Below are 19938 nucleotides of genomic sequence, written 5' to 3' on the forward strand. Positions count from 1 at the left end.
CTAATGAGTGCCGCCAGGATTACGACGCCCGCGCCAGCCGCACGATCGCCGCAATCGACTGGTCGACGTCGGCCTCTGTCGTGGCGTGGCCGGACACCGAGATGCGCATCAGCCGCCGGCCGCGCCAGGTGGTGGCGCCCACCCAGCAGGTGCCGTCATTCTGCACTGCCTGCACGACGTGGTCGGTGCGGGCGTCGTCGCCGAAGCTGACGAGGACTTGGTTGAGCACCACGTCGTTGACCACCTCGAAGCCCGCGGCGGACAGGCCGTCGGCGAAGCTGCGGGCGAGAGAGCAGCAGCGGTCCACGAGTTCGGCGACGCCGTCACGGCCGAGTTCGCGCAGCGCCGCCCAGGTTGCGAAGCCGCGTGCGCGGCGGGAGGACTCGGCGGTGTAGTCGGCGCCACCGGCCGGAGTGCCGTCAGCGCGGGTGAGGTAGGAGGCCGTGTACGACAGGGCGTCGGCGTGGACGGCGGGGCGGGAACAGAAAGCGTAGCCACAGTCGTAGGGCACGTTCAGCCACTTGTGGCCATCGCAGGCCCAGGAGTCGGCCAGCTCGACACCGTCGACGAGGTGGCGGGTCGCCGGGCTCGCAGCGGCCCACAGGCCGAAGGCGCCGTCGACGTGCACCCAGCTACCGTGGGCGCGGGTGAGGTCGCAGGCAGTACGGAGGTCGTCGCAGGCACCGGTGTTCACGTTGCCCGCCTGAGTGCAGACCATCGTCGGCGTGCCCGGGTCGGACGCCAGCACGCGGCGCAGGTCGTCGGTGTCGAGGGCGCCGCCTCCATCGGTGCGGACCGTCTCCAGGCAGTCGGTGCCCAGGCCGAGCAGCCTCAGCGAGCGGTCGATGGTGGCGTGTCGCTCCTCGCCCGCGACCACCCGCAGGCGCGGGGCGCCGCCCAGTCCCTTACGCCCGACGTCCCAGCCGGCCTCGGTGAGTAGGTGCTGCCGGGCTGCCGCGAGCCCTGCGGTGTTGGCCGCCTGGCCGCCGGTGACGAACCCGGTGGACGCCGTGGCGGGGATGCCGAGCAGGTCCTTCAACCAGCCGCCCGCCGCCTCCTCCGCGGCGAGGGCGGCGGGCGAGAGCGCAGCGTTGAAGCCGTTCTGGTCCCACCCGGCGGCGAGGATCTCCGCGGCGGTGGCCGCGGGCAGCGCCCCGCCGACGACGAAGCCGAAGAACCGTGGCCCCGCGGTGGCGACGAGTCCGGTCTCGGCGACGGCCACCAACTCGTCGATCACCGTGAGCGGGTCGGCGGGCGAGCGGTCCAGCGGGCGGGAGAAAGCGGCGCGCAGAGCTGCGTAGTCGACGGGCCTCGCGACCGCCCGCTCGGGCAGCGAGCGGCGGTAGGCGGCGGCGTGCTCGGCGGCGCGAGTGAAGATCTTGGTCAGCTCGTCCATGGCCGGACCGTAACCGCCCGTCCGAGCGGCCGGGAACGGCCAATGGGGGAAGATTGGACTGCCCTCCGATCCCTCAGCCCCGGCGGCGGGAAGCTCGACGGCCTGCGCCAGCACCGCACAAGAGCAGAGGCTGGCCCGTGACAGGAGCGGCCTCGGCCGGTCGGGTGTCGTCAGCCGCCACGCGGGGGACATGGTGACCAGGCCGGGTTCAGCGATGTTCCCGTGGGGCCGGCCCGGCCCAGGCTTCTCTGGTTCAGCAGCGAGCCGGGGAAGCCGCCACTCAGGTCACGGCAGGCTGCCCTCTTCACATACCCGGCGCGCGACCTCGCGGAGCTTGGTGTTGGTCTCCTGGGAGTAGCGGCGCAGCACGTCGAACGCTTCCTCTTCGGTGAGGCGGCGGCTGCCCATGAGAATGCCCATGGCCTCGCCGATGACGTGGCGGGTGGCGACGGCGTGTTCCATCTGGGCGTGGGCGCGGGCACCGGAGAAGGCGACCGCCGCGTGGGAGGCCAGCAGCCATCCGGCCAGCTCGCTGGTCTCGTTGAACGCGCCGGGTTTGCGGGAGTAGACGTTCAAGGCGCCGAGGTTTTCGTCCTCGGTGAACAGCAGGAAGCCCATCATGCTGCCCACGCCGAGCGCCCGGGCCTGCGGGGCGTAGGCGGGCCAGCGGGGCTGCTCGCCGGCGAGATCGGCGATGCGGAAGACCCGCTCCCCTTGCGAGCTGTGAGCGACATCGAAGCACGGCCCTTCGCCCAGCCGCTGTTGCAGCTGATCGCTGTCGATGACCAGCTGGTCGGTGGGAGCGAGCGTCTCCACCTTGGAGTCCTGCAGCATGAGGATGCCAGCCTCGTCGCAGCCATCGACCAGCTCGGTGGCCGATGCGGTGATCCTTTCCAGCGTGGCATTCACCGATTCCTGTGCCAGAAGATCCCGCGCCATCGACGCCATCTGCTGCGCGAACCGACCCCAGTCGTCCACTTTTGCCCTCCGCTGCTTGTCCCGCTTGCAACAAGGCTCATACCCAGCTTTCAAGCAGCCCTCTCCCTGACGCGATCCAGGCATCGTTGGCGTGACCCTTGCGGGCCGGCCTTCGGCTGCCAGGCCGAGGGCGGATCCCGCTTCCGGGACTCAGTGCGTGCCGACGCCGTGAGTGGTGCCATCGGCGATGGCCTGGAGTTTGTCGGGATTGGCGACGTTGTGGATGGTGGTGATACGGCCGTCGGCGTCGAAGTCGAAGGTGACTGTGGCGATCACTCGGCCCGGCCCGCTGAACACCATGCCCGGGCCGCCGTTGATCTCGACCAGTTCGGCGTTCATGTCGGCGGGCTCGATGCCCTGGTAGGTGACGGTGCCGATGGCCGCGAACCAGGCAGCCACCGTCTGGGCGCCCACAACCGGACGCAGGGCCTGTCGGACCTTGCCGCCGCCGTCGGTCCACAGGGTGACGTCCGGGGACAGCAACTCCATCAGGGCGTTGACGTCACCGCCGGTCGCAGCGGCGAAGAACCGTTCGGTGACCTCGCGCTGCCGTGAGCGGTCCGCGGTGAAACGCGGCCGCCGGGCCCGTACGTGCTCACGAGCGCGGTGTGCCGCCTGCCGCACCGCGGGCTCGGAACGCTCCACCGCCTCGGCGATTTCGGCATGGCTGAAGCCGAAGACCTCCTTCAGCACGAACACCGCGCGCTCGAGCGGGCTCAACGTCTCCAGCACCACCAGCATCGCCATCGACACCGACTCGGCGTCCATGACGGTCTCGGCGGTGTCGCCGCTGGTGAGGATGGGTTCCGGAAGCCAGGGGCCCACATAGGTCTCGCGCTTGTGCCGAGTGGAGCGCAGCCGTGCCAGGGCCAGGTTCGACACGATCCGCGTCAGGTATGCCTTGCGGTCGGCCACCTGCGAGCGCTCGGCGGCCGACCACTTGATCCAGGCGTCCTGGACCACGTCCTCGGCATCGGCCGCGGTGCCGAGGACGCGGTAGGCCACCGAGAACAGCAGGTTGCGGTGCTCGTGGAACACCTGCTGATCGGGGTCGGAGTCGCGGTAGGAATGGGTCACCGGGCGCTCCGGATCCGGGTGAAGCGGCCGCCACGCGGCCAGAACGCGCCCGAGGCGGGCATCTTCTTCATGCGGCCGAAGGTCGGCCAGGGCGCGGCACTCACCGTCTCCTTGTACCAGGCAGCCTTACGGCCCGTCAGATGCATTTTCCGGGGACTGTCGTCGGGGCGGGTGAACTGCACGACCGCGTCATGACGGCCCAGGCTCACCGGCGTGTGGTAGTAGCCGAAGCGGAACGGCTTGGGCTGCTTGCCCTTCAGAGTGCGGACGATCGACACCGCGGCGTGCACACCGGTCGGCATCCCGCCCTGGCAGGTGCCGTGCATGACTCCGTAGCCCTGGCGGATCGCGGCCGCGTCACCGACGGCGTACACATCGGGGTGGGACACCGACCGCAGCGCGGTGTCGGTGACGATGCGGCCGCGCTGGTCGACGGCCAGACCGGCGGCGGCCGCCAGCGGTGACACCCTCGTACCACTCGTCCACAGGACGGCATCGGCGGTAACGCTCTCCCCGCCCGCCAGCTCGACCGAACCGAGCAGCACCTTCACCACCTCGACCCCGCTGCGCACCGTCACGCCTAGCCGGTCGAGGGCGGACTGCAGGTACGCCTTCGCCTTCGGGGTCAGGGCCGCACCGGGCTCGGCCCGGCCCAGCAGTACGACGTTCAGCTCCGGGTGCCGCTCGGCGATCTCCGCGGCCGCCTCGACGCCGGTCAGTCCGCTGCCGGCGATCACCACCGTGCCGCTGCCGAGCCGGGCCAGCCGGTCGGCCAGCACCTCGGCGTCCTGCGCACTGCTGAGGGTGTACGCGTGGTCCTCGGCGCCCGGCACCGCCGCCGTGTCGGCCACGCTGCCCAATCCGTAAACGAGCGTGTCGTAGTGCAGGACCCGGTCGTCGTCGACCCGCACCGTCTTCGCGTCCGCGTCCACCGCTGTCACCCAGCCCCGCACGAACTGCGCGCCCGTACCCTTGAGCAGCTCCGGGATGTTCAACTCGGCGAGCTGCTGCCCAGTCGCCGTCATGTGCAGCCGCAGCCGCTCGGTGAACCGATCCTGGGCATTCACCAGGGTCACCTGCACGTCCTCGCACCGCTCGACCCGAGCCGCGAGCTGGATGGCCGCGGACATGCCCGCGTAACCCGCCCCCAGGATCAGAACACGGTGTGTGGTCGTCCTGCCGGCTTCCTTCTGTGCGCTCATCGTTCCGCCCTTCTCCGCTCACTGACGACCACTGGATGCAAGCAGTCGGCCCGTCCGTGACATGAGGTCGATGTGATGCGCGACACAGTCTGCTCGGTGGCGGTCCCGCCCCCCTGTTTCAGACGGCCGGCAGCGCGTACAGCCGCTCGGCGTGCATAGCGGCCAGCCGCTTGCCCGCCGGAACCACGTACCACTTCTGGTTCTCACCGGTGTTGTCGTTGTACGTCCAGCGCAGCTTTCCGGTCGCCGCGTCGAAGGCGTGCACGCCGCCGTTCTTGTCGTGCTCGGTCGCGCCGTACAGCGTGCCGCCCACCTTGGCGAACTGCCACGCCTCCGCAGCCGAGCCCACCAGGTCCTCGTTGCGCCAGATCTGCTTGCCCGTAGTGGGGTCAACCGCCCACATGCCGAACGCGCTGTCGGAGGCGTAGAGCACCCCGTCCAGGACCTGCGGATCGTTGAACCAGGTGGCCTTCTCATTCGCCAGCGACCAGCGCTCCGTGCCCGCGGCCAGCGCGAAGGCCCGCAGCCGCTGCCCGTCCGGCACGATCATCAGGTCCTCGTGCACGGCGAAGCGGTAGTAGTTGGACCTGCCGATCTTCTTCGTCCAGAGCTGCCGGCCCGTCGTCGTGTCGCGGACGGTCACGTTCTTCCGGAAATCGGTGTACGCGAGGCGCCCGCCGACGACCGTGGCGGTGATGCCGAACTCCTCGGTCCCCTTGTCCCGCTTTTCACGCCAGGCGATCTTGCCGGAGGTGGTGTCGATCGCGGCGATCACGTTGGTCGGCGACGAGAGGTCCTCCTCCAGGATCCCGGCAAGGACGTAGACGTGCCGGTCGTCGGCCGCGATGGGGCGCGGCTGCTCGTACTCCTTGCCCAGGCGGCTGCGCCAGGTCTCCTTGCCCGTGGCCGGATCGAGGCCCACCACGTCGCCGTCGTACTCGGCGCTGGCGAGATAAAGCGTCCCGCCGCCGGTGATCAGCTTGGCGCCGGGAATGGTGACGCCCGACCGTGACCACTTCTCCTTGCCGCTGACGACATCACGCCCCACCAGCGGGTCACCCGACACCACGACCATGTCGCCGAACACCGCGAGCGCGTGGATCCCGGCCAGGTTCTCGTTGGCTGCCTTCTGCTGCCACAGCGGCTTGGGCGCGGTGCCCGGGGGCGGGGTGGTGAAGGTGTCACGGCCCTTGTTGGTGTCACCGCCCTTGCCTTCGCCAGGAGTTGTGCCGCCGCCCGACGCGCTCGTGTCCTCCTCGGGGGTGCACCCCCATGTGCCTGCCCCCAGCACGGCCAGCCCCAGCCCCGTTCCGGCCAGCCTGAGCGCCTGCCTGCGTGACACCGCGTGCTCGTCACGTCTGCCCATGTCGGTTCCCCGTCCCCGTTGTGCCCGGATGTTGCTGACGCCCCCTCGGACGTCTCGAGCCCGGTCAGGCTAGCCGTCAGTTTTCGGCCAGCCGTCGGCCGGTACGCAACCGGGACGCGTCCGTGAAACTCCTGGCACACAAGATCAGCGACTCCTGGCACTCGCGTAAGCGCTGCCCGGCATTGAGGAATCGCCAGGATCACCGCGGCTTGGATGAGGGTGCTCTCATCTACCGGCCCACCCCGCTTCAGGCCTCCGGCGGCACCTCCGCCCCGGTGTACGCGGCAGTCGTGGCGTCAGCCGCCGCCCGAGCCGTAGCCGGGTCCTCCCCGGAGGCCACATGCTGGGGCCGGGGGGCGGCAGACCCCGTTTCGGGAAGGGGCGGGGCCGGGGAAGGCCCCCACCAGCGGACCGCAGAGTGAACGTCACATTGACGCCAGACTCGCCCGAGCCCCAGGCTCAACCCCATGACCCCGCACCCCTACACCCGCTACGTAGCCATAGGCGACAGCCAGACCGAGGGCATCGGCGACGGCGACGAGGCACGCGGGTACCGAGGCTGGGCAGACCGCCTCGCGGAGCTCCTGACAGAAGGTCAACCAGACCTCACGTACGCCAATCTCGCCGTACGCGGCAAGGTGACCGCCCAGATCAAGGCGGAGCAACTCGCCCCGGCCCTCGCCCTGAAGCCGGACCTGGTGACGGTCGTGGCAGGCATGAACGACCTGCTCCGCCCCGGCTTCGACGCCGACCGCGTCATGACAGACATCGAGGAGATGTTCGCGCGCCTCACCGAGTCGGGCGCCCAGGTAGCCACGGTCACCTACCCCGACCTGGGCAAACTGTCCCCACTCGCACGCCGCGCACTCCCTCGCATCGTCGACCTCAACACCCGCCTGCGCGCCGCCGCGGAACGCCATGGCGTCGCCGTACTGGACGTGTTCCCGCACCCGGTCACGACCGACCCACGCCTCTGGAGCCAGGACCGCATCCACGCGGGACCGCTGGGCCACGCCCGGATCGCCTCGGGCATGGCCCACACGCTCGGCCTGCCGGACCACGAGAACTGGTCCGCCCCGCTGCCTCCACTCGCCCCCGTCCCCACGCTGCGCACCCTGAGCGCAGACGCCGTCTGGGCGGTGGGTTTCCTCGGCCCGTGGCTCTGGCGGCGGCTGAGGGGCCGCTCCTCGGGAGACGGACGTACGGCCAAACGCCCCGAACTGACCCCATGGACGGACCGAGCCACGAACCCCCGCCCCTGACACCCCGACAGCTCCCCCGCCTCCACCCCGAGATAGCCTTCGCGAAGGCCGAACGGGCGGCGTCTACACACCAGGAGACGGAACGACCCGGAGGGCATCGTCTCGACGGACCGGCGCACATGGGACGTGAGCGGGCTCACGGTGGCGGGGCGGAGTAGGCGGCCGTCGCGTAGAAGGGGTCAACGACGGAACCACACCACAGGTTCCGGTACTACTTCATTGCCCGGCGTGACCTGCCGTGATACACAGAGTGACTGTACGTCTACTTGCATACTGCCCCACGCCCCGCAGGGGTTCCCGAGGGCCGGCGGCAAGCCGTGCGTACGAAACCCGCCAATCAATGACGCCAAGTCGACATACGACAGCGTCTTTGTCGGCGACAATGATGCCTGACCTCTGCGCAGAGTGGCAGGGGATGCGGAACTACCGACAAGGGGCGGTGACTTACATGTTCTTTGCAGCCGAGGAAGGCGACATCACCACGATCATCGGCGGAATCGCCCCGGACTGGGGCCCCTTCGGCGACTTGGGCAATGAAGCGCGGGTGATGATCGAAGTCGTGATGGCGGTCGCCATCCTGCTCTGCCTCGGCATCGCGATCTGGGGCGCGGCGAAGCAGCGTATCGGCGCAACGGCCCTGCGCGACACCTTCAGCGCCGAACAGGGCAAGGGCCTCATCATCGCGGGCCTCACCGGGGTCTTCATCATCGGCTCCCTGGGCACGCTGTTCACCATCGTGTACGGAATGGCCGTGTAGGCCGGCGCCGGCCCGGCCCTCCAGACCCGACCGGGCACGCCCGGTTACCTCTAACCCACCCGTCCGACGTGCCCACCGGCTGAGGTTGCGTTTCCCTGATGTCGAGTCACCACACCGCGCCCGCGAAGGAAGCAGCGCGGCTACCGTCGTACTACGACTACGCGGTCCAGCACGAGGTTGAGGGGGCGTACGCGGCATGAGTCTCGGCGACGAGCACGGTTCACGCGGCGACGACGGCGGGTACGGAGGCTCCGGCCAGACCCGCACCCGGTACCCCGACAGCGCCGGTGACGTCTACGGCGGCGCGCGCCGCGGTGGCCGTTCGTCCTCCCGCAGCCTCATCACGGTCGTGGGCGTCGTGGTGCTCCTGATCGCGGCCATCGCCTTCGCGAACCGTGGTGGCGGTGATTCCGGATCGTCGGACGGGGGCGAGGAGAGAGCGGAGGCGGCCCCGACGGCCGCGTCCGGTGAGCGGCCCGTTCAGTCGAAGGCCGGGGGGATTCCGGCGGGGTTCGCGCAGGATGAGCAGGGGGCGGAGTCGGCGGCGGCGAACTATTCGGTGGTGCTGGTTTCGGCCGACATCGTCAAACCCGCGCGGCGGGACGCGATCGTCCAGCAGGTGTTCGTCGCGGACAAGGTCGCCGAGCTCAAGGACAGGATGGACAAGGCGTACTCCGCGGAGTTCCTGCGCAACGTCGGCCTGGACGAGAACGGCAACGCGTCCGCGGGCCAGACCTACGTCTCGCGCACGATGCCGGTGGGCACCAAGGTCACGGACTACTCGGAGAGCGCCGCTACCGTCGAGGTCTGGTGCACGGGCGTGTTCGGCACAGCGGGGGACGACTCGAAGAACCCGGTCAGCAACGACTGGTTCACCATGACGCTTCAGCTGCGATGGGCCGACGGCGACTGGAAGGTCGACAACTTCTCCCAGAAGGACGGCCCAGCGCCGGTGAACGGCGACAACAGGGTCTCGCCGTCCGACGAGATCTCGAAGGCCGTCGAAGAGTACGGAGGCTTCACGTATGCCCGGTAGCCAGCGACGCGTACTCAAGGTCACCGCCACTGTCGCAGCCGTACAGACCGCGCTTGTCATGCTGGCCACGCGCGCGGCTGCCGCGCCGACACCGACGCCAACGCCGTCCGACGACAACTGCGACCTCATCGTCGGCCCCGCCAAGGAGTACTGCGAGAACGGCGAAAACAACGGCGGAGGCGGAGGAGGCGGCGGCTCCCTAACCGACCCCACCTCCACCCTCGACCCCCTCTCCTCCCTGGCCAAGGGCTGCGCCGACGCCGCCTCCTGGACCATCGACAAGCTCAGCGAAGCCGTCAAGGAAACAGCGAACGTCGACTTCACGAACCCCAAGTTCCTCCAGCAGTACGCCGTCGTCTTCGCGGCCTCGACGATCCTCACCCTCCTCCTCTGGCTGCTCGCGGTAGCCAAGCGAGCCGTACGAGGCGTGCCCCTCACCACGGCCCTCTCCGAGGCAATCGGGTTCCTCTGGCTGACCGTCCTGGCCTCGGCCTTCACGCCGCTGATCCTCTACACGGTCGTCTCGGCAACCGACGGCGTATCAGAAGTCCTCGCCCAGAGCACCGGCAACCAGACGGACACCTTCTTCGGCAACTTCTCCGGCGCCCTGGAGAAGGGCGAGGACATCGGCGGCGGCCCGATCATGCTGATCGTCGTCTCCCTCGTGTCCATCCTCGCCGCGGGCGTCCTGTGGCTGGAGCTGGTCATCCGAGCCGCCCTCCTGTACGTGGGCGCGCTGCTCGGGACCGTCGTGTACGCGGGCCTGGTCGACAAGAACCTGTGGGGCCACGTCCGCCGCTGGGCGGGCATCATGATCGCGGTGATCCTGGTCAAGCCGGTGATCGTGATAGTGCTCGGCCTTGCGGGCGCGCTGTCCGCCGAGGACGGACCGGACGCCTTCTCCGCCGTCGTCTCCGGCCTCGCCATCATCCTGCTGGCCATCTTCGCGAGCGCGATGATCTACCGCTTCGTACCGGGCTTCGGCGACGAGATCGCGGGCTCCCGCAACAACCGCATCATGCAGGGCGCCGAAGGCAAGGCCGCGGCCGTCATCAGCTCCCCGGCGACCCTCGTCGCCCAGGGCATCAAGACGCACAGCACCCGCGCCGACAACAACGGCGGCGGTGGCGGAGGCAACAGCGGCGGCAGTGCCCGCCCCGCCAACGCGGCCTCCGCCGGCGTAGCCGCCCACAGCACCCGCCCGTCCTCCAACGGAGGCGGCGGATCGGTCCCGGCCGCCGCACCCCCGCCGCGCAACAGCCCGGCGAACACCCCCCACGCCAGCAACACCCGCAACAGCAGCACTACCAACCGCTCGGGAGGTGAAGGGCGTTGACGACTGACTCCCATGCGGCCCATGTGGCCCATCCGGTCACGCCCCGCCGTACATATCTGATCGGCCGCGCCCGGCCGAACGCGATCGTCGGCAAGAACCGGGAAACCGGCGAGATCGCGCTGATCATCGTGGGCGCGTTCCTCGGCATGATGTGCGGCTTGCTCGTCCCCGTCCTCTCCTTGCGCATCGTCCTGCTCGTGGGCTTCCCGATGGTGGCGCTGGCCGCGGTGTACGTGCCGTACAAGCGCCGTACGTTCTACAAATGGTTTGAGATCAACCGCAGTTACAAGCGGACGCTCCGCAGCGGCACCACGTACCGCAGCAACGTCATGGAAGCCGGAACGCGCATCGACGGCCGTGAGATCGAGGTCGGCCCGCCACCGGGCATCGGACGCATTACGTGGCTGGCGGCACCCTTCGGCCCGGACGAGATCGCCGTCCTCCTGCACGCCGACCGGAAGACCGTCACGGCCGCGATCGAGATCGAGGGCCCGGGCGTCGGCCTGCGCGACTCCGAGGACCAGGAAGCCCTCGTCGACCGCTTCGGAGTGCTGCTCAAGCACGTAGCGAACGGCGACGGCTTCGTCACCCGCCTCCAGATGCTCGCCCGCACCCTCCCCGCCGACCCGGACGCCCACGCCAAGGACGTCGCCGTACGAGGAGACGAGCGTGCCCCCGGCTGGCTGCAGCGGTCGTACGACCAGCTCCAGTCCATGGTGTCCACCAGCAGCGAGCAGCACCGCGCCTACCTGGTCGCCTGCATGCACTACTCGCGCGAACTCGCCGCCGAGGCACACGCGATGGCCCGCGCGGCGCGCGGCCAGGGCGGCAAGAAGCTGGACAAGGACGCGGGGCTCGCGGTTGTGATGGCGCGTGAGCTGACGGACATCTGCTCGCGGCTGCAAGAGGCCGACATCCGGGTGCGGCAACCGCTCGGGCAGGGGCGCCTGGCCTCCCTCGTCCACTCCATGTACGACCCCGACCATCCCATCGACCACATCCAGGCGATGACGAAGCGCAACGCCTGGCCGGCCGAGCTGGACGCCATGGAGCCGACGTACCTCCAGGCGAAGACCCGCGAGTCCTCCACCCGCGCGCCCTGGTGCCACGCCACGGCCTGGGTGAAGGAGTGGCCGATGACCCCGGTGGGCGTCAACTTCCTTGCCCCGCTGCTCGTCCACACCCCGGACGTCATCCGGACCGTGGCCGTCACGATGGACCTCGAACCCACCGAGATCGCCATCGAGCGGATGCTGACCGAGAAGACGAACGACGAGGCGGAGGCCAGCCGCCAGGCCAAGATGAACCGGACCGTCGACCCCCGCGACATCGCCTCGCACAACCGCCTCGACCAGCGCGGCGAGGACCTCGCGAGCGGCGCGGCCGGCGTCAACCTCGTCGGCTACATCACCGTCTCGTCCCGTAACCCCGAGGCACTCGCCCGCGACAAACGGACGATCCGTGCCTCGGCCGGCAAGTCGTATCTGAAACTCGAGTGGTGCGACCGCGAGCACCACCGCGCCTTCGTCAACACACTCCCGTTCGCGACCGGCATCCGGAGGTAGGACTCTATGCGGGACCCGCTGTCCGCCCTCACGGAAACCTTCACGTCCTTCCTGTTCGGCAAGGTCGAGACGACCCGGCTGCCGGTGCGCACCTCGACAGGCCAGGCCCAGGCGGTCTACCTCCCGACCGCCGCGCCCGGCCTCGGCGACTCCGGCGTCATCATCGGCCGTGAGGTGTACTCCGGGAAGGGCTACATCTACGACCCCTTCCAGCTGTACGGGCAGCAGCTCCCGGCCCCGCACTGGCTGGTGCTGGGCGAGTCCGGCAACGGCAAGTCGGCCCTGGAGAAGACGTACGTACTACGGCAGTTGAGGTTCCGCGACCGCCAGGTCGTCGTACTCGACGCACAGGGCGAGGACGGGGTGGGCGAATGGAACCTCATCGCCCAGGAGCTGGGTATAACTCCCATCCGGCTCGACCCGACAGCGGCCCTGGACATGGGAATCCGCCTCAACCCGCTCGACCCCGCGATCACCACGACGGGCCAGCTGGCCCTGCTCCGCACGATCATCGAGGTCGCGATGGGCCACGGCCTCGACGAGCGCTCGGGCTTCGCGCTGAAGGTCGCGCACGCGTATGTGAACGAGACGATCACCACCCGCCAGCCGGTCCTGACCGACATCGTCGAACAACTGCGCCACCCCGAGCCGGAGTCGGCCGAGGCGATGAACGTCGCCCTGGACGACGTACGGGCCTGGGGTCTGGACGTGGCGCTGGTCCTGGACCGCCTGGTCGACGGTGACCTGCGCGGCATGTTCGACGGCCCGACGACGGTCGGCATCGATCTCGACGCCCCGCTCATCGTCTTCGACCTGTCCCACATCGACCGCAACTCCATCGCCATGCCGATCCTGATGGCCATCGTCGGCGTGTGGCTGGAGCACACCTGGATCCGCCCCGACCGGAAGAAGCGCATCTTCCTCGTCGAGGAGGCCTGGCACATCATCAACAGCCCGTTCGTGGCCCAGCTGTTCCAGCGGCTGCTGAAGTTCGGGCGGCGGCTCGGCCTGTCCTTCGTGGCGGTCGTCCACCACCTGTCCGACGTGGTCGACGGAGCCGCGGCGAAGGAGGCGGCGGCCATCCTGAAGATGGCGTCGACACGGACGATCTACGCCCAGAAGGCGGACGAGGCGAGAGCGACGGGCCGCGTGTTGGGCCTCCCACGCTGGGCGGTGGAGATCATCCCGTCCCTGAGCCCCGGCATCGCGGTCTGGGACGTCAACGGCAACGTCCAGGTCGTCAAACACCTCATCACCGAGACCGAACGCCCCCTCGTCTTCACCGACCGCGCCATGACCGAGTCGTCCACCCCCGACCTCTCGGACGACGCGCTGCGCGCCGCCGAACTGGAGGCGGAGGAGCGAGCAGCGGCATTCATGGAGCAACACCTGAGCGATCTCGACGACTCGTCCGAGTCCACGGTGGCGTAAGAGCGGCAGGGGCGAGATGAGACCGTACGACCGACACCGGGACCACGAACGGGGCGAACGGGCGGAGGGAGGCATCCCAGACGGCCTGTTGATCGGGGTACTCGCGTTCCTGCTCGGCATGGCCCTGCTGGTGTGGTCGGCAACAGGCCTGGCAGGCCTCTTCGACCACGGCTCCTGGCCCTCCAAAGTCACGTTCGCCCGCACGCCCCTGGCAATGCGCCACCTGATCCAGCACCCACACGATGTCACGGGCGCCTGGCCGGAGACTCCGGAGAGCCAACTGTCGGGGTACGGGCTGTTCTGGGGGCTGTTGATCGGCCAGCTGATGGTGCTGGTGGTGCTGACGGTGTTCGTGATGGGAACGGTGGCGAGGTGGCGGGCGGGAAGGGCTCGCCGACGCAAGGCCGCCGCGTACGGTGCGGGAGGTCTGACTGGTGCAGCCGGTTCCGGCGCTGTACCTGGGGACTCGGGGCTTCCGGCGGGCGGGGAGTACGGCTCGGGGGTTCTGCCTGAGGGCGCGGCTGGTTCGGATCGTCGGCACGGGGTCGGCACGGGTGCAGCGCCGGACGCCGGCACCGGCTCGGGCTTCCCAGCCGGGGGCGCGACCACCCCAGGGTTCCCGCCTACCGCCGGTATGGAAGTTCCGTCTGCGGGTGCCACTGGCTCCGGCCATCCGTCTTCGGCCGGCTCTGGCTCGGGCTTTCCCGCCGACGGCTCGGCAGGCTCGGGGCTGCCTCACGCGGCCGGCTCCGGATCGGTCCGCCCGCCCGGAGGCGCGACAGGTGCTGGGATCCCGCACGCCGGCGGCTCGGGGCATTCGTCGGCGTCCGGCTCAGGTTTCCCAGCCGGGGACGCCGACGATTCAGGCCTCCGTCCCACGGCCGACTCGGGCTCCGGCCGGCCGCCTGCGGCAGGCTCCGACCCAGACCTCCGGCCCTTGGGCGCCTACGCGTCCACTCCCCCCACGGCCCCCCTCTTCCCGGCGGGCCCGGTGGCGGAGACGCCGTCTGGGACAACGGCTTCCTATGCAGCCGACAGTAGCCGCGCGGGTGCGTGGGAAAAGCCCCCCGTCCCAGCCCCCCGCACACCCCTCATCCTCGGCCCCCCACAAACCCGCCACCCCCTGGCCACGGAAGCCGTACGAGACGCCGAGGGCCCCGCCCTCGTCATCACCTCCAGCCCCGCCCTCTGGTCGGCCACCAAGGACGCCCGAGCAAAACTCGGCCCCGTCCTCCTCTACGACCCCTCCCACCTCTGCGACACCCCGGCCCGCCTCCACTGGTCCCCCTCAAGCGGCTGCCAGGACAAGGACACCGCAAGGGCCAGGGCGGCAGCCCTGCTCGCCCCGGTCCGCCCCACGGCCAAAATGGACCAGGCAGTCGCAGACGTCGCGGAAACTCTCCTCCGCAGCTACCTCCACGCCGCCGCAACAGACGGCCGCGCCATCCGCCACCTCCACCGCTGGGCCCAGGGCACAGGCGTACAAGAAGCGGTACGCATCCTCCGTACGAACCCCAAGGCCGCCGCCGGCTCCGCAGGCGAACTCGAGGCCGCCCTCACCTCGTACCCCGAACGCCGCGACATCGCCCAGGAGTTGACAGCCCGCGCCCTCTCCTCCCTCGTCACAGTGAACGTCCGCGAGGCCTGCACCCCAAACCGAACTGACGCCCTCACCTTGGATTCCTTCGTCAACGAAGGGGGCACGCTTTATGTGGTGGGTGAACCCATCGAGGACCCCAAGGCGAAGCCGGGCGCGATGCCACTTCTGACGGCCCTCGCCTCAAGCGTGGTCGAGCGCGGCCGGCGCATGGCCGAACGGTCATCCTCCGGTCGCCTCGACCCACCACTCACCCTCGTCCTGGACGACGTGGCCGCGGTGGCCCCTCTCCCCCAACTCCCGGACCTGCTCGCCACAGGCCCCGACCGAGGCATGCCCACACTGGCCCTCATCCGCTCCCGAGAACAGGCCCGCACCCGCTGGCCCAACCAGGAACTCCCCGCCTGAGACGGGCCTTCCCTCAGGGCCGCTTCATCACAAACTCCAGCTCCCGCGCCCCACGATCCCCCGGCACCGGAACGCTCTCCCCCGACGGCACGAACCCGATCTTCCGGTAGAAGCCCTCGGCCCGCGCGTTCCGCTCATGCACGAACAACCGCACCCGCTCGACCGCGGCCACCTCCCACGCCCACTCCAGCGCGTACGCGAAAAGCCGCTCGGTCAGCCCCCGCCCCCGCCATTCGGGCCGTACGAAAACCCCCACGAGATGCCCCTGCCGCACCTCGCTCACGCCCCCGAGCGCCCCTTCCGCCCCTGCCTCCTCGACAAGCACAACCACCGACCCGACCCACCGCCCGTCGGCCCGTTCAGCCACGAACTGCTGCCTCTCACGCACACCCTCCGCAGCCCCCGCAGCCCGCTCCCGCCAGAAACTGTCGGGCTTCTCCACGGACTCCTCGTACGTTTCGAGAAAGGCGAGATGCGCCACCGGGTCCTGCAGCCCGGCCAGCCGAAGCTCCTTCACCGCGGGCCACTCGTCGGCACGTATAAAACGGATAAGGGGATTCATGAGGTTCACCGTAATACCCGGGTACTACGCCTCTCACCTGATATCCCGCCGCCGTCCGACGCCCCCGCGCCGTGCCTGCCCGAGCATCAAAGGCATGACGAGCACACACGGAACGACCGGAACCGGCGGAACGAGCGCACAGGGAATCACCGCCCACGGCCTGACCAAACGCTACGGCGACAAGACCGTCGTATCCGACCTGACCTTCGCCGTCCGGCCAGGCACCGTCACCGGCTTCCTCGGCCCCAACGGCGCCGGCAAGTCCACCACCATGCGAATGATCCTCGGCCTGGACACCCCGACCCGCGGCCACGCAACGATCGGCGGCCGCCCGTACGCCGCCCACCGCGCACCCCTCAACGAGGTCGGCGCCCTCCTGGAGGCCCGCTCGGTCCACCCGGGCCGCACGGCGTACCACCACCTGACGGCCCTGGCCCTCACTCACGGCATCGCCAAAGGCCGCGTCGAGCACGTCCTGGACATCACCGGACTCACCGACGTGGCCCACCGTCGCGTCAAGGGTTTCTCCCTCGGCATGGGCCAACGCCTCGGCATCGCGGCCGCCCTCCTCGGCGACCCGGCCACCATCATCCTCGACGAACCGGTCAACGGCCTCGACCCCGAGGGCGTCCTGTGGATCCGCAACCTCCTCAAGTCCCTCGCCGCGGAAGGCCGTACGGTCTTCATCTCCTCGCACCTGATGAGCGAAATGGCCCTCACGGCCGAGCACCTGATCATCATCGGCAAGGGCCGGCTGCTGGCCGACACGACCGTCGACGCCTTCGTACGCGCATCAGGAGCCGGAACCGTCAAGGTCGTCACCCCCGAAGCGGGCCTGCTCACCGAGCTGCTCGCCGCCCCGGACGTCGATGTCACCAGCTCGGCCCCCGGAGCCCTGGAAGTCCGCGGCACGGACGCCGAACACATCGGCCGCACGGCCGCCGCCCACAGCATCCCGCTCTTCGAACTCACCCCGCAGGCGGCCTCGCTGGAGCAGGCCTTCATGGGCCTGACCCGCGATTCGGTCGAGTTCAACGCCACTTTGGAAACCACTCACCTGGAGTCCGCATGACCACCCTCGCCGTCACCCCGAGCCGCGTCCTGCGCTCCGAATGGCACAAGCTGTGGACCGTCCGCTCCACCTGGATCACGCTGCTCGCCGTGTCCGTCGCGATCCTCGGTGTCGGCCTGACCATGGGCGCCACGTACGAGACCGGCGGCGGCGACGGAGATGTGGACACCGTCCTGATGCTCCTCTTCGGCTTCCAGATCGCCCAGATCATGATCGCGGTGCTCGGCGTCCTGTTCACCGCGGGTGAGTACTCGACCGGCATGATCCGCTCCACGCTCACCGCCGTACCGCGCAGGCTGCCGGTCCTGTGGGGAAAGGCCGCGGTCTTCGGCACGGTCTCGTTCGGCATCACCCTGATCTCGGTCCTGGTGACCTTCCCGGCCGCCCAGGCGCTGCTCTCCGGCACGGACAAGGAGCTGGCCCTCACCGCTCCGGGCGTCCTGACCACCCTGGCCTGCGCCTCCGCGGGGCTCGCCCTGCTCGGCCTGATCGCCCTCGGCCTGGGCGCAGTCGTGCGCTCGGTACCGGGCGGCATCGGCGCCTTCTTCGGGCTCGTGCTGATCGTGCCGGTGATCCTGGACATGCTGCCGTACGACATGATGCAGGACGTCCTGAAGTACTTTCCGGGCAAGGCCCTGGAGTCCCTGACCATGCTCCACCCGACACCGGACGCCTACCCGTCCGCCTGGGCCGCGCTCCTGGCGCTGGCACTGTGGGCCGGGGCGGCCCTGGGCGCGGCTTCGCTGCTCCTGAAGCGTCGCGACGCATGAGGATGTACAGGTGACGACCGAACCACAACCAGGCAGCACGAGCGCCCCGGACCACTCCGCTCAGGAATGGTCCGCGGGCGCCCCGCCGCTCACCCAGCACATCCAGCGCATCCTGCAACGGATCAGGGAATTCGACCGACGGCACCCGCTGGTGTGGGACCTGCTCTTCACGGCCTTCTTCGTCATCGCGGCACTCATCGACTACGGGTCGGGAGGCTGGACCACGATCGCGAAGAACTCGAAAGTGCCGGCCGCCTTGATGCTGAGCATGACCCTCGGCCTGTCCCTGCCACTGCTGTGGCGGCGCCGGGCCCCCATGGCCGTTCTCTCCTTCATGTCGGCGGTCGCCCTGGTCAACTGCCTGACCGGCGCGATGCTGCAGGCTGCGCTGCTCATGCTGTTCGTGCTGTTCAACGTCGCCCTGCACAAACCCCTCAAGACACTGTGGTTGGCCTCGGCGCTGGTGCTCCTGCCCTACGCTGCGGGCTCGATCCGCTATCCGGACGGCGCCTGGAACCGCGACCTCGTCCCTGCCTTCTGGTCCATCGCCCTCGTCGCCCTCCTCGGCATCGCCGTCCGCACCCGCCGCGACTACACCTCCTCGCTCATGGAACGCGCCCAGCAGCTCGAGGTCGAACGCGACCAACAGGCCCAGCTCGCCGCGGCCGCGGAGCGCACCCGCATCGCCCGCGAGATGCACGACATCATCGGCCACAACCTCTCGGTCATCACGGGCCTGGCCGACGGCGGCTCCTACGCGGCAGCCAAGTCCCCGGAGCGAGCCGCCCAAGCCCTGACGGCCATCGGCACCACCAGTCGCCAGGCCCTCGCGGAACTCCGCCGTCTCCTCGACGTCCTCCGCGAACAGGCCTCCACCGCCGAACTGGCCCCCCAGCCGTCCCTCACCGACCTCGACCACCTCATCGACGGCGTACGCTCGGCCGGCCTCCCCGTACGCGTGAAGACCCACGGCCGCGCGGCACACGTCCCCGCCGGCACTCAGCTCACGGTTTACCGCGTCATCCAGGAGGCCCTCACGAATACGCTCAAACACGCAGGCCCGGACGCCACTTCACAGGTCTTCTTCTCGTACGAGGACGGGGGCGCCGTCACGGTGACAGTCACCGACACCGGCCGCGGAGGCACGGCCCCGGACGGCGGCTCGGGCCGCGGCCTCACAGGAATGCGCGAGCGAACTGCCCTGTACGAAGGAACACTTGAGGCAGGCCCGCTACCGACCGGTGGCTGGCGGGTCCACCTCCATCTCCCGGCCATCCCGGCCCTCCCGGAACCGAAGGAAGCAACTCCGTGACGACGGTCCTCATCACCGACGACCAGCCCCTCCAGCGCCTGGGCTTCCGCATGCTCCTGGAGAGCCAGGACGACATGACGGTGCTGGGAGAGGCGGGCAACGGCACGGAGGCGGTCCGGATGACTGCCGAACTCCATCCCGACGTCGTCCTCATGGACATCCGTATGCCAGGCCTCGACGGCATCGAGGCCACGCACCGCATCGTCTCCTCCGGCGACCGCACCCGCATCCTCATCCTCACCACCTTCGACCTCGACGAGTACGCGTACGCCGGCCTGCGCGCAGGCGCCAGCGGCTTCCTCATCAAGGACGCGCTCCCGGAAGAGCTGCTCTCGGGAATCAGAGCGGTAGCGACAGGAGACGCGGTGGTAGCCCCAAGCCTGACGCGACGGCTCCTCGATGCATACGCCCAGCACTTGCCGTCCTCGGCACCGGACGACTCCTCACTGGACCCCCGACTGGCTGTACTGACGGAACGCGAACGAGAAATCCTCACGGTCATCGGCCAGGGCTGGACGAACGCCGAGATCTCCGCCCGCTTACATCTCGCAGAGTCGACCGTAAAGACGCACGTCAGCCGAATTCTCGCCAAGACGGGGGCGAGGGACCGGGTTCAGGCAGTGATCCTGGCATACGACACAAGGCTGGTGCGGCCGGCTTGAAACGCACGAGGGCCTGAAATGCAGAAAGCCCCACACCAAAAGGTGTGGGGCTTCCTCTACATTTAGTTCGGCGGTGTCCTACTCTCCCACAGGGTCCCCCCTGCAGTACCATCGGCGCTGTAAGGCTTAGCTTCCGGGTTCGGAATGTA

General features: G+C 69.5%; 17 protein-coding genes and 1 rRNA gene. 11 read left to right on the forward strand and 7 right to left on the reverse strand.

Annotated features, from left to right (window positions below; translation table 11 throughout):
• Positions 1-19: 19 nt before the first annotated feature.
• The 5 genes from ACFYO0_RS43600 to ACFYO0_RS43620 all read right to left on the reverse strand — a co-directional run bounded on the left by ACFYO0_RS43600 (position 20) and on the right by ACFYO0_RS43620 (position 6019).
• Complete coding sequence (locus ACFYO0_RS43600) at positions 20-1396, reverse strand: pyridoxal phosphate-dependent decarboxylase family protein (RefSeq protein WP_388687374.1); 1377 nt, start codon at positions 1394-1396, stop codon at positions 20-22.
• A gap of 285 nt (positions 1397-1681) precedes the next feature.
• On the reverse strand, positions 1682-2344 hold the full coding sequence (locus tag ACFYO0_RS43605) for a GAF and ANTAR domain-containing protein (protein ID WP_388687404.1): 663 nt from the start codon (positions 2342-2344) through the stop codon (positions 1682-1684).
• Between the two features lie 180 nt (positions 2345-2524).
• A complete protein-coding gene (locus tag ACFYO0_RS43610) occupies positions 2525-3451 on the reverse strand; it encodes an RNA polymerase sigma-70 factor (RefSeq protein WP_388687376.1) in 927 nt (308 codons plus the stop codon).
• Complete coding sequence (locus tag ACFYO0_RS43615) at positions 3448-4653, reverse strand: NAD(P)/FAD-dependent oxidoreductase (protein ID WP_388687377.1); 1206 nt, start codon at positions 4651-4653, stop codon at positions 3448-3450. Before ACFYO0_RS43615 ends, ACFYO0_RS43610 begins: the two co-directional genes overlap by 4 nt.
• A 118-nt stretch (positions 4654-4771) precedes the next feature.
• A complete protein-coding gene (locus ACFYO0_RS43620) occupies positions 4772-6019 on the reverse strand; it encodes a PQQ-binding-like beta-propeller repeat protein (protein WP_388687379.1) in 1248 nt (415 codons plus the stop codon).
• 467 nt (positions 6020-6486) lie between these two features.
• On the opposite strand from ACFYO0_RS43620, the gene ACFYO0_RS43625 reads away from it, so the two are divergent.
• The 7 genes from ACFYO0_RS43625 (at position 6487) to ACFYO0_RS43655 (ending at position 15411) form a co-directional block, all read left to right on the forward strand.
• The gene (locus ACFYO0_RS43625; RefSeq protein WP_388687380.1) at positions 6487-7281 is read left to right on the forward strand and encodes an SGNH/GDSL hydrolase family protein; all 795 of its coding nucleotides are present in this window, start codon (positions 6487-6489) and stop codon (positions 7279-7281) included.
• A gap of 448 nt (positions 7282-7729) precedes the next feature.
• On the forward strand, positions 7730-8038 hold the full coding sequence (locus ACFYO0_RS43630) for a hypothetical protein (protein ID WP_033328619.1): 309 nt from the start codon (positions 7730-7732) through the stop codon (positions 8036-8038).
• 196 nt (positions 8039-8234) lie between these two features.
• Complete coding sequence (locus ACFYO0_RS43635; protein WP_388687382.1) at positions 8235-9074, forward strand: hypothetical protein; 840 nt, start codon at positions 8235-8237, stop codon at positions 9072-9074.
• Positions 9064-10410, forward strand: a complete 1347-nt coding sequence (locus tag ACFYO0_RS43640; RefSeq protein WP_388687384.1) for a hypothetical protein — start codon at positions 9064-9066, stop codon at positions 10408-10410. The genes ACFYO0_RS43635 and ACFYO0_RS43640 overlap by 11 nt, the downstream gene beginning before the upstream one ends.
• 23 nt (positions 10411-10433) lie before the next feature.
• Positions 10434-11975, forward strand: coding sequence for an SCO6880 family protein (locus ACFYO0_RS43645; RefSeq protein WP_388687405.1), 1542 nt, complete (start codon positions 10434-10436; stop codon positions 11973-11975).
• 6 nt (positions 11976-11981) lie between these two features.
• Complete coding sequence (locus tag ACFYO0_RS43650) at positions 11982-13406, forward strand: ATP-binding protein (RefSeq protein ID WP_388687386.1); 1425 nt, start codon at positions 11982-11984, stop codon at positions 13404-13406.
• A 118-nt stretch (positions 13407-13524) separates the two neighbouring features.
• Positions 13525-15411 (forward strand): type VI secretion protein, encoded by a 1887-nt coding sequence (locus tag ACFYO0_RS43655; RefSeq protein ID WP_388687407.1) that lies wholly within the window; start codon positions 13525-13527, stop codon positions 15409-15411.
• Between the two features lie 13 nt (positions 15412-15424).
• Here the strand turns inward: ACFYO0_RS43655 and ACFYO0_RS43660 are convergent, their stop codons facing one another.
• Entirely contained in the window at positions 15425-15973 is a 549-nt protein-coding gene (locus ACFYO0_RS43660) for a GNAT family N-acetyltransferase (RefSeq protein WP_388687388.1), read from the reverse strand.
• A 94-nt stretch (positions 15974-16067) separates the two neighbouring features.
• Here ACFYO0_RS43660 and ACFYO0_RS43665 point away from each other — a divergent pair, with 94 nt between their 5' ends.
• Genes ACFYO0_RS43665 through ACFYO0_RS43680 form a run of 4 tightly spaced genes read left to right on the forward strand, consistent with a single transcriptional unit; the run spans position 16068 to position 19789 of the window.
• The gene (locus ACFYO0_RS43665; protein WP_388687389.1) at positions 16068-17045 is read left to right on the forward strand and encodes an ATP-binding cassette domain-containing protein; all 978 of its coding nucleotides are present in this window, start codon (positions 16068-16070) and stop codon (positions 17043-17045) included.
• Positions 17042-17815: an ABC transporter permease gene (locus ACFYO0_RS43670; protein WP_388687390.1), complete on the forward strand. Its 774-nt coding sequence runs from the start codon at positions 17042-17044 to the stop codon at positions 17813-17815. The genes ACFYO0_RS43665 and ACFYO0_RS43670 overlap by 4 nt, the downstream gene beginning before the upstream one ends.
• Positions 17816-17825: 10 nt before the next feature.
• A complete protein-coding gene (locus ACFYO0_RS43675) occupies positions 17826-19127 on the forward strand; it encodes a sensor histidine kinase (protein WP_388687392.1) in 1302 nt (433 codons plus the stop codon).
• Complete coding sequence (locus tag ACFYO0_RS43680; protein WP_388687394.1) at positions 19124-19789, forward strand: response regulator; 666 nt, start codon at positions 19124-19126, stop codon at positions 19787-19789. Before ACFYO0_RS43675 ends, ACFYO0_RS43680 begins: the two co-directional genes overlap by 4 nt.
• A 65-nt stretch (positions 19790-19854) precedes the next feature.
• Here ACFYO0_RS43680 and rrf read toward each other — a convergent pair.
• A 5S ribosomal RNA gene (gene rrf, locus ACFYO0_RS43685) occupies positions 19855-19938 on the reverse strand; the annotation flags it as partial.

This window comes from Streptomyces sp. NPDC006365, assembly GCF_042870755.1.
In the GTDB taxonomy this organism is placed as follows: Bacteria; Actinomycetota; Actinomycetes; order Streptomycetales; family Streptomycetaceae; genus Streptomyces; species Streptomyces xiangluensis.

Coding starts and splice junctions, on each gene's coding strand:
- ACFYO0_RS43640 (WP_388687384.1), top strand. CDS start 9,064: ATGCCCGGTAGCCAGCGACGCGTACTCAAGGTCACCGCCACTGTCGCA.
- ACFYO0_RS43655 (WP_388687407.1), top strand. CDS start 13,525: ATGGCCCTGCTGGTGTGGTCGGCAACAGGCCTGGCAGGCCTCTTCGAC.
- ACFYO0_RS43665 (WP_388687389.1), top strand. CDS start 16,068: ATGACGAGCACACACGGAACGACCGGAACCGGCGGAACGAGCGCACAG.
- ACFYO0_RS43625 (WP_388687380.1), top strand. CDS start 6,487: ATGACCCCGCACCCCTACACCCGCTACGTAGCCATAGGCGACAGCCAG.
- ACFYO0_RS43660 (WP_388687388.1), bottom strand. CDS start 15,973: ATGAATCCCCTTATCCGTTTTATACGTGCCGACGAGTGGCCCGCGGTG.
- ACFYO0_RS43605 (WP_388687404.1), bottom strand. CDS start 2,344: ATGGCGTCGATGGCGCGGGATCTTCTGGCACAGGAATCGGTGAATGCC.
- ACFYO0_RS43600 (WP_388687374.1), bottom strand. CDS start 1,396: ATGGACGAGCTGACCAAGATCTTCACTCGCGCCGCCGAGCACGCCGCC.
- ACFYO0_RS43615 (WP_388687377.1), bottom strand. CDS start 4,653: ATGAGCGCACAGAAGGAAGCCGGCAGGACGACCACACACCGTGTTCTG.
- ACFYO0_RS43650 (WP_388687386.1), top strand. CDS start 11,982: ATGCGGGACCCGCTGTCCGCCCTCACGGAAACCTTCACGTCCTTCCTG.
- ACFYO0_RS43670 (WP_388687390.1), top strand. CDS start 17,042: ATGACCACCCTCGCCGTCACCCCGAGCCGCGTCCTGCGCTCCGAATGG.
- ACFYO0_RS43620 (WP_388687379.1), bottom strand. CDS start 6,019: ATGGGCAGACGTGACGAGCACGCGGTGTCACGCAGGCAGGCGCTCAGG.
- ACFYO0_RS43630 (WP_033328619.1), top strand. CDS start 7,730: ATGTTCTTTGCAGCCGAGGAAGGCGACATCACCACGATCATCGGCGGA.
- ACFYO0_RS43635 (WP_388687382.1), top strand. CDS start 8,235: ATGAGTCTCGGCGACGAGCACGGTTCACGCGGCGACGACGGCGGGTAC.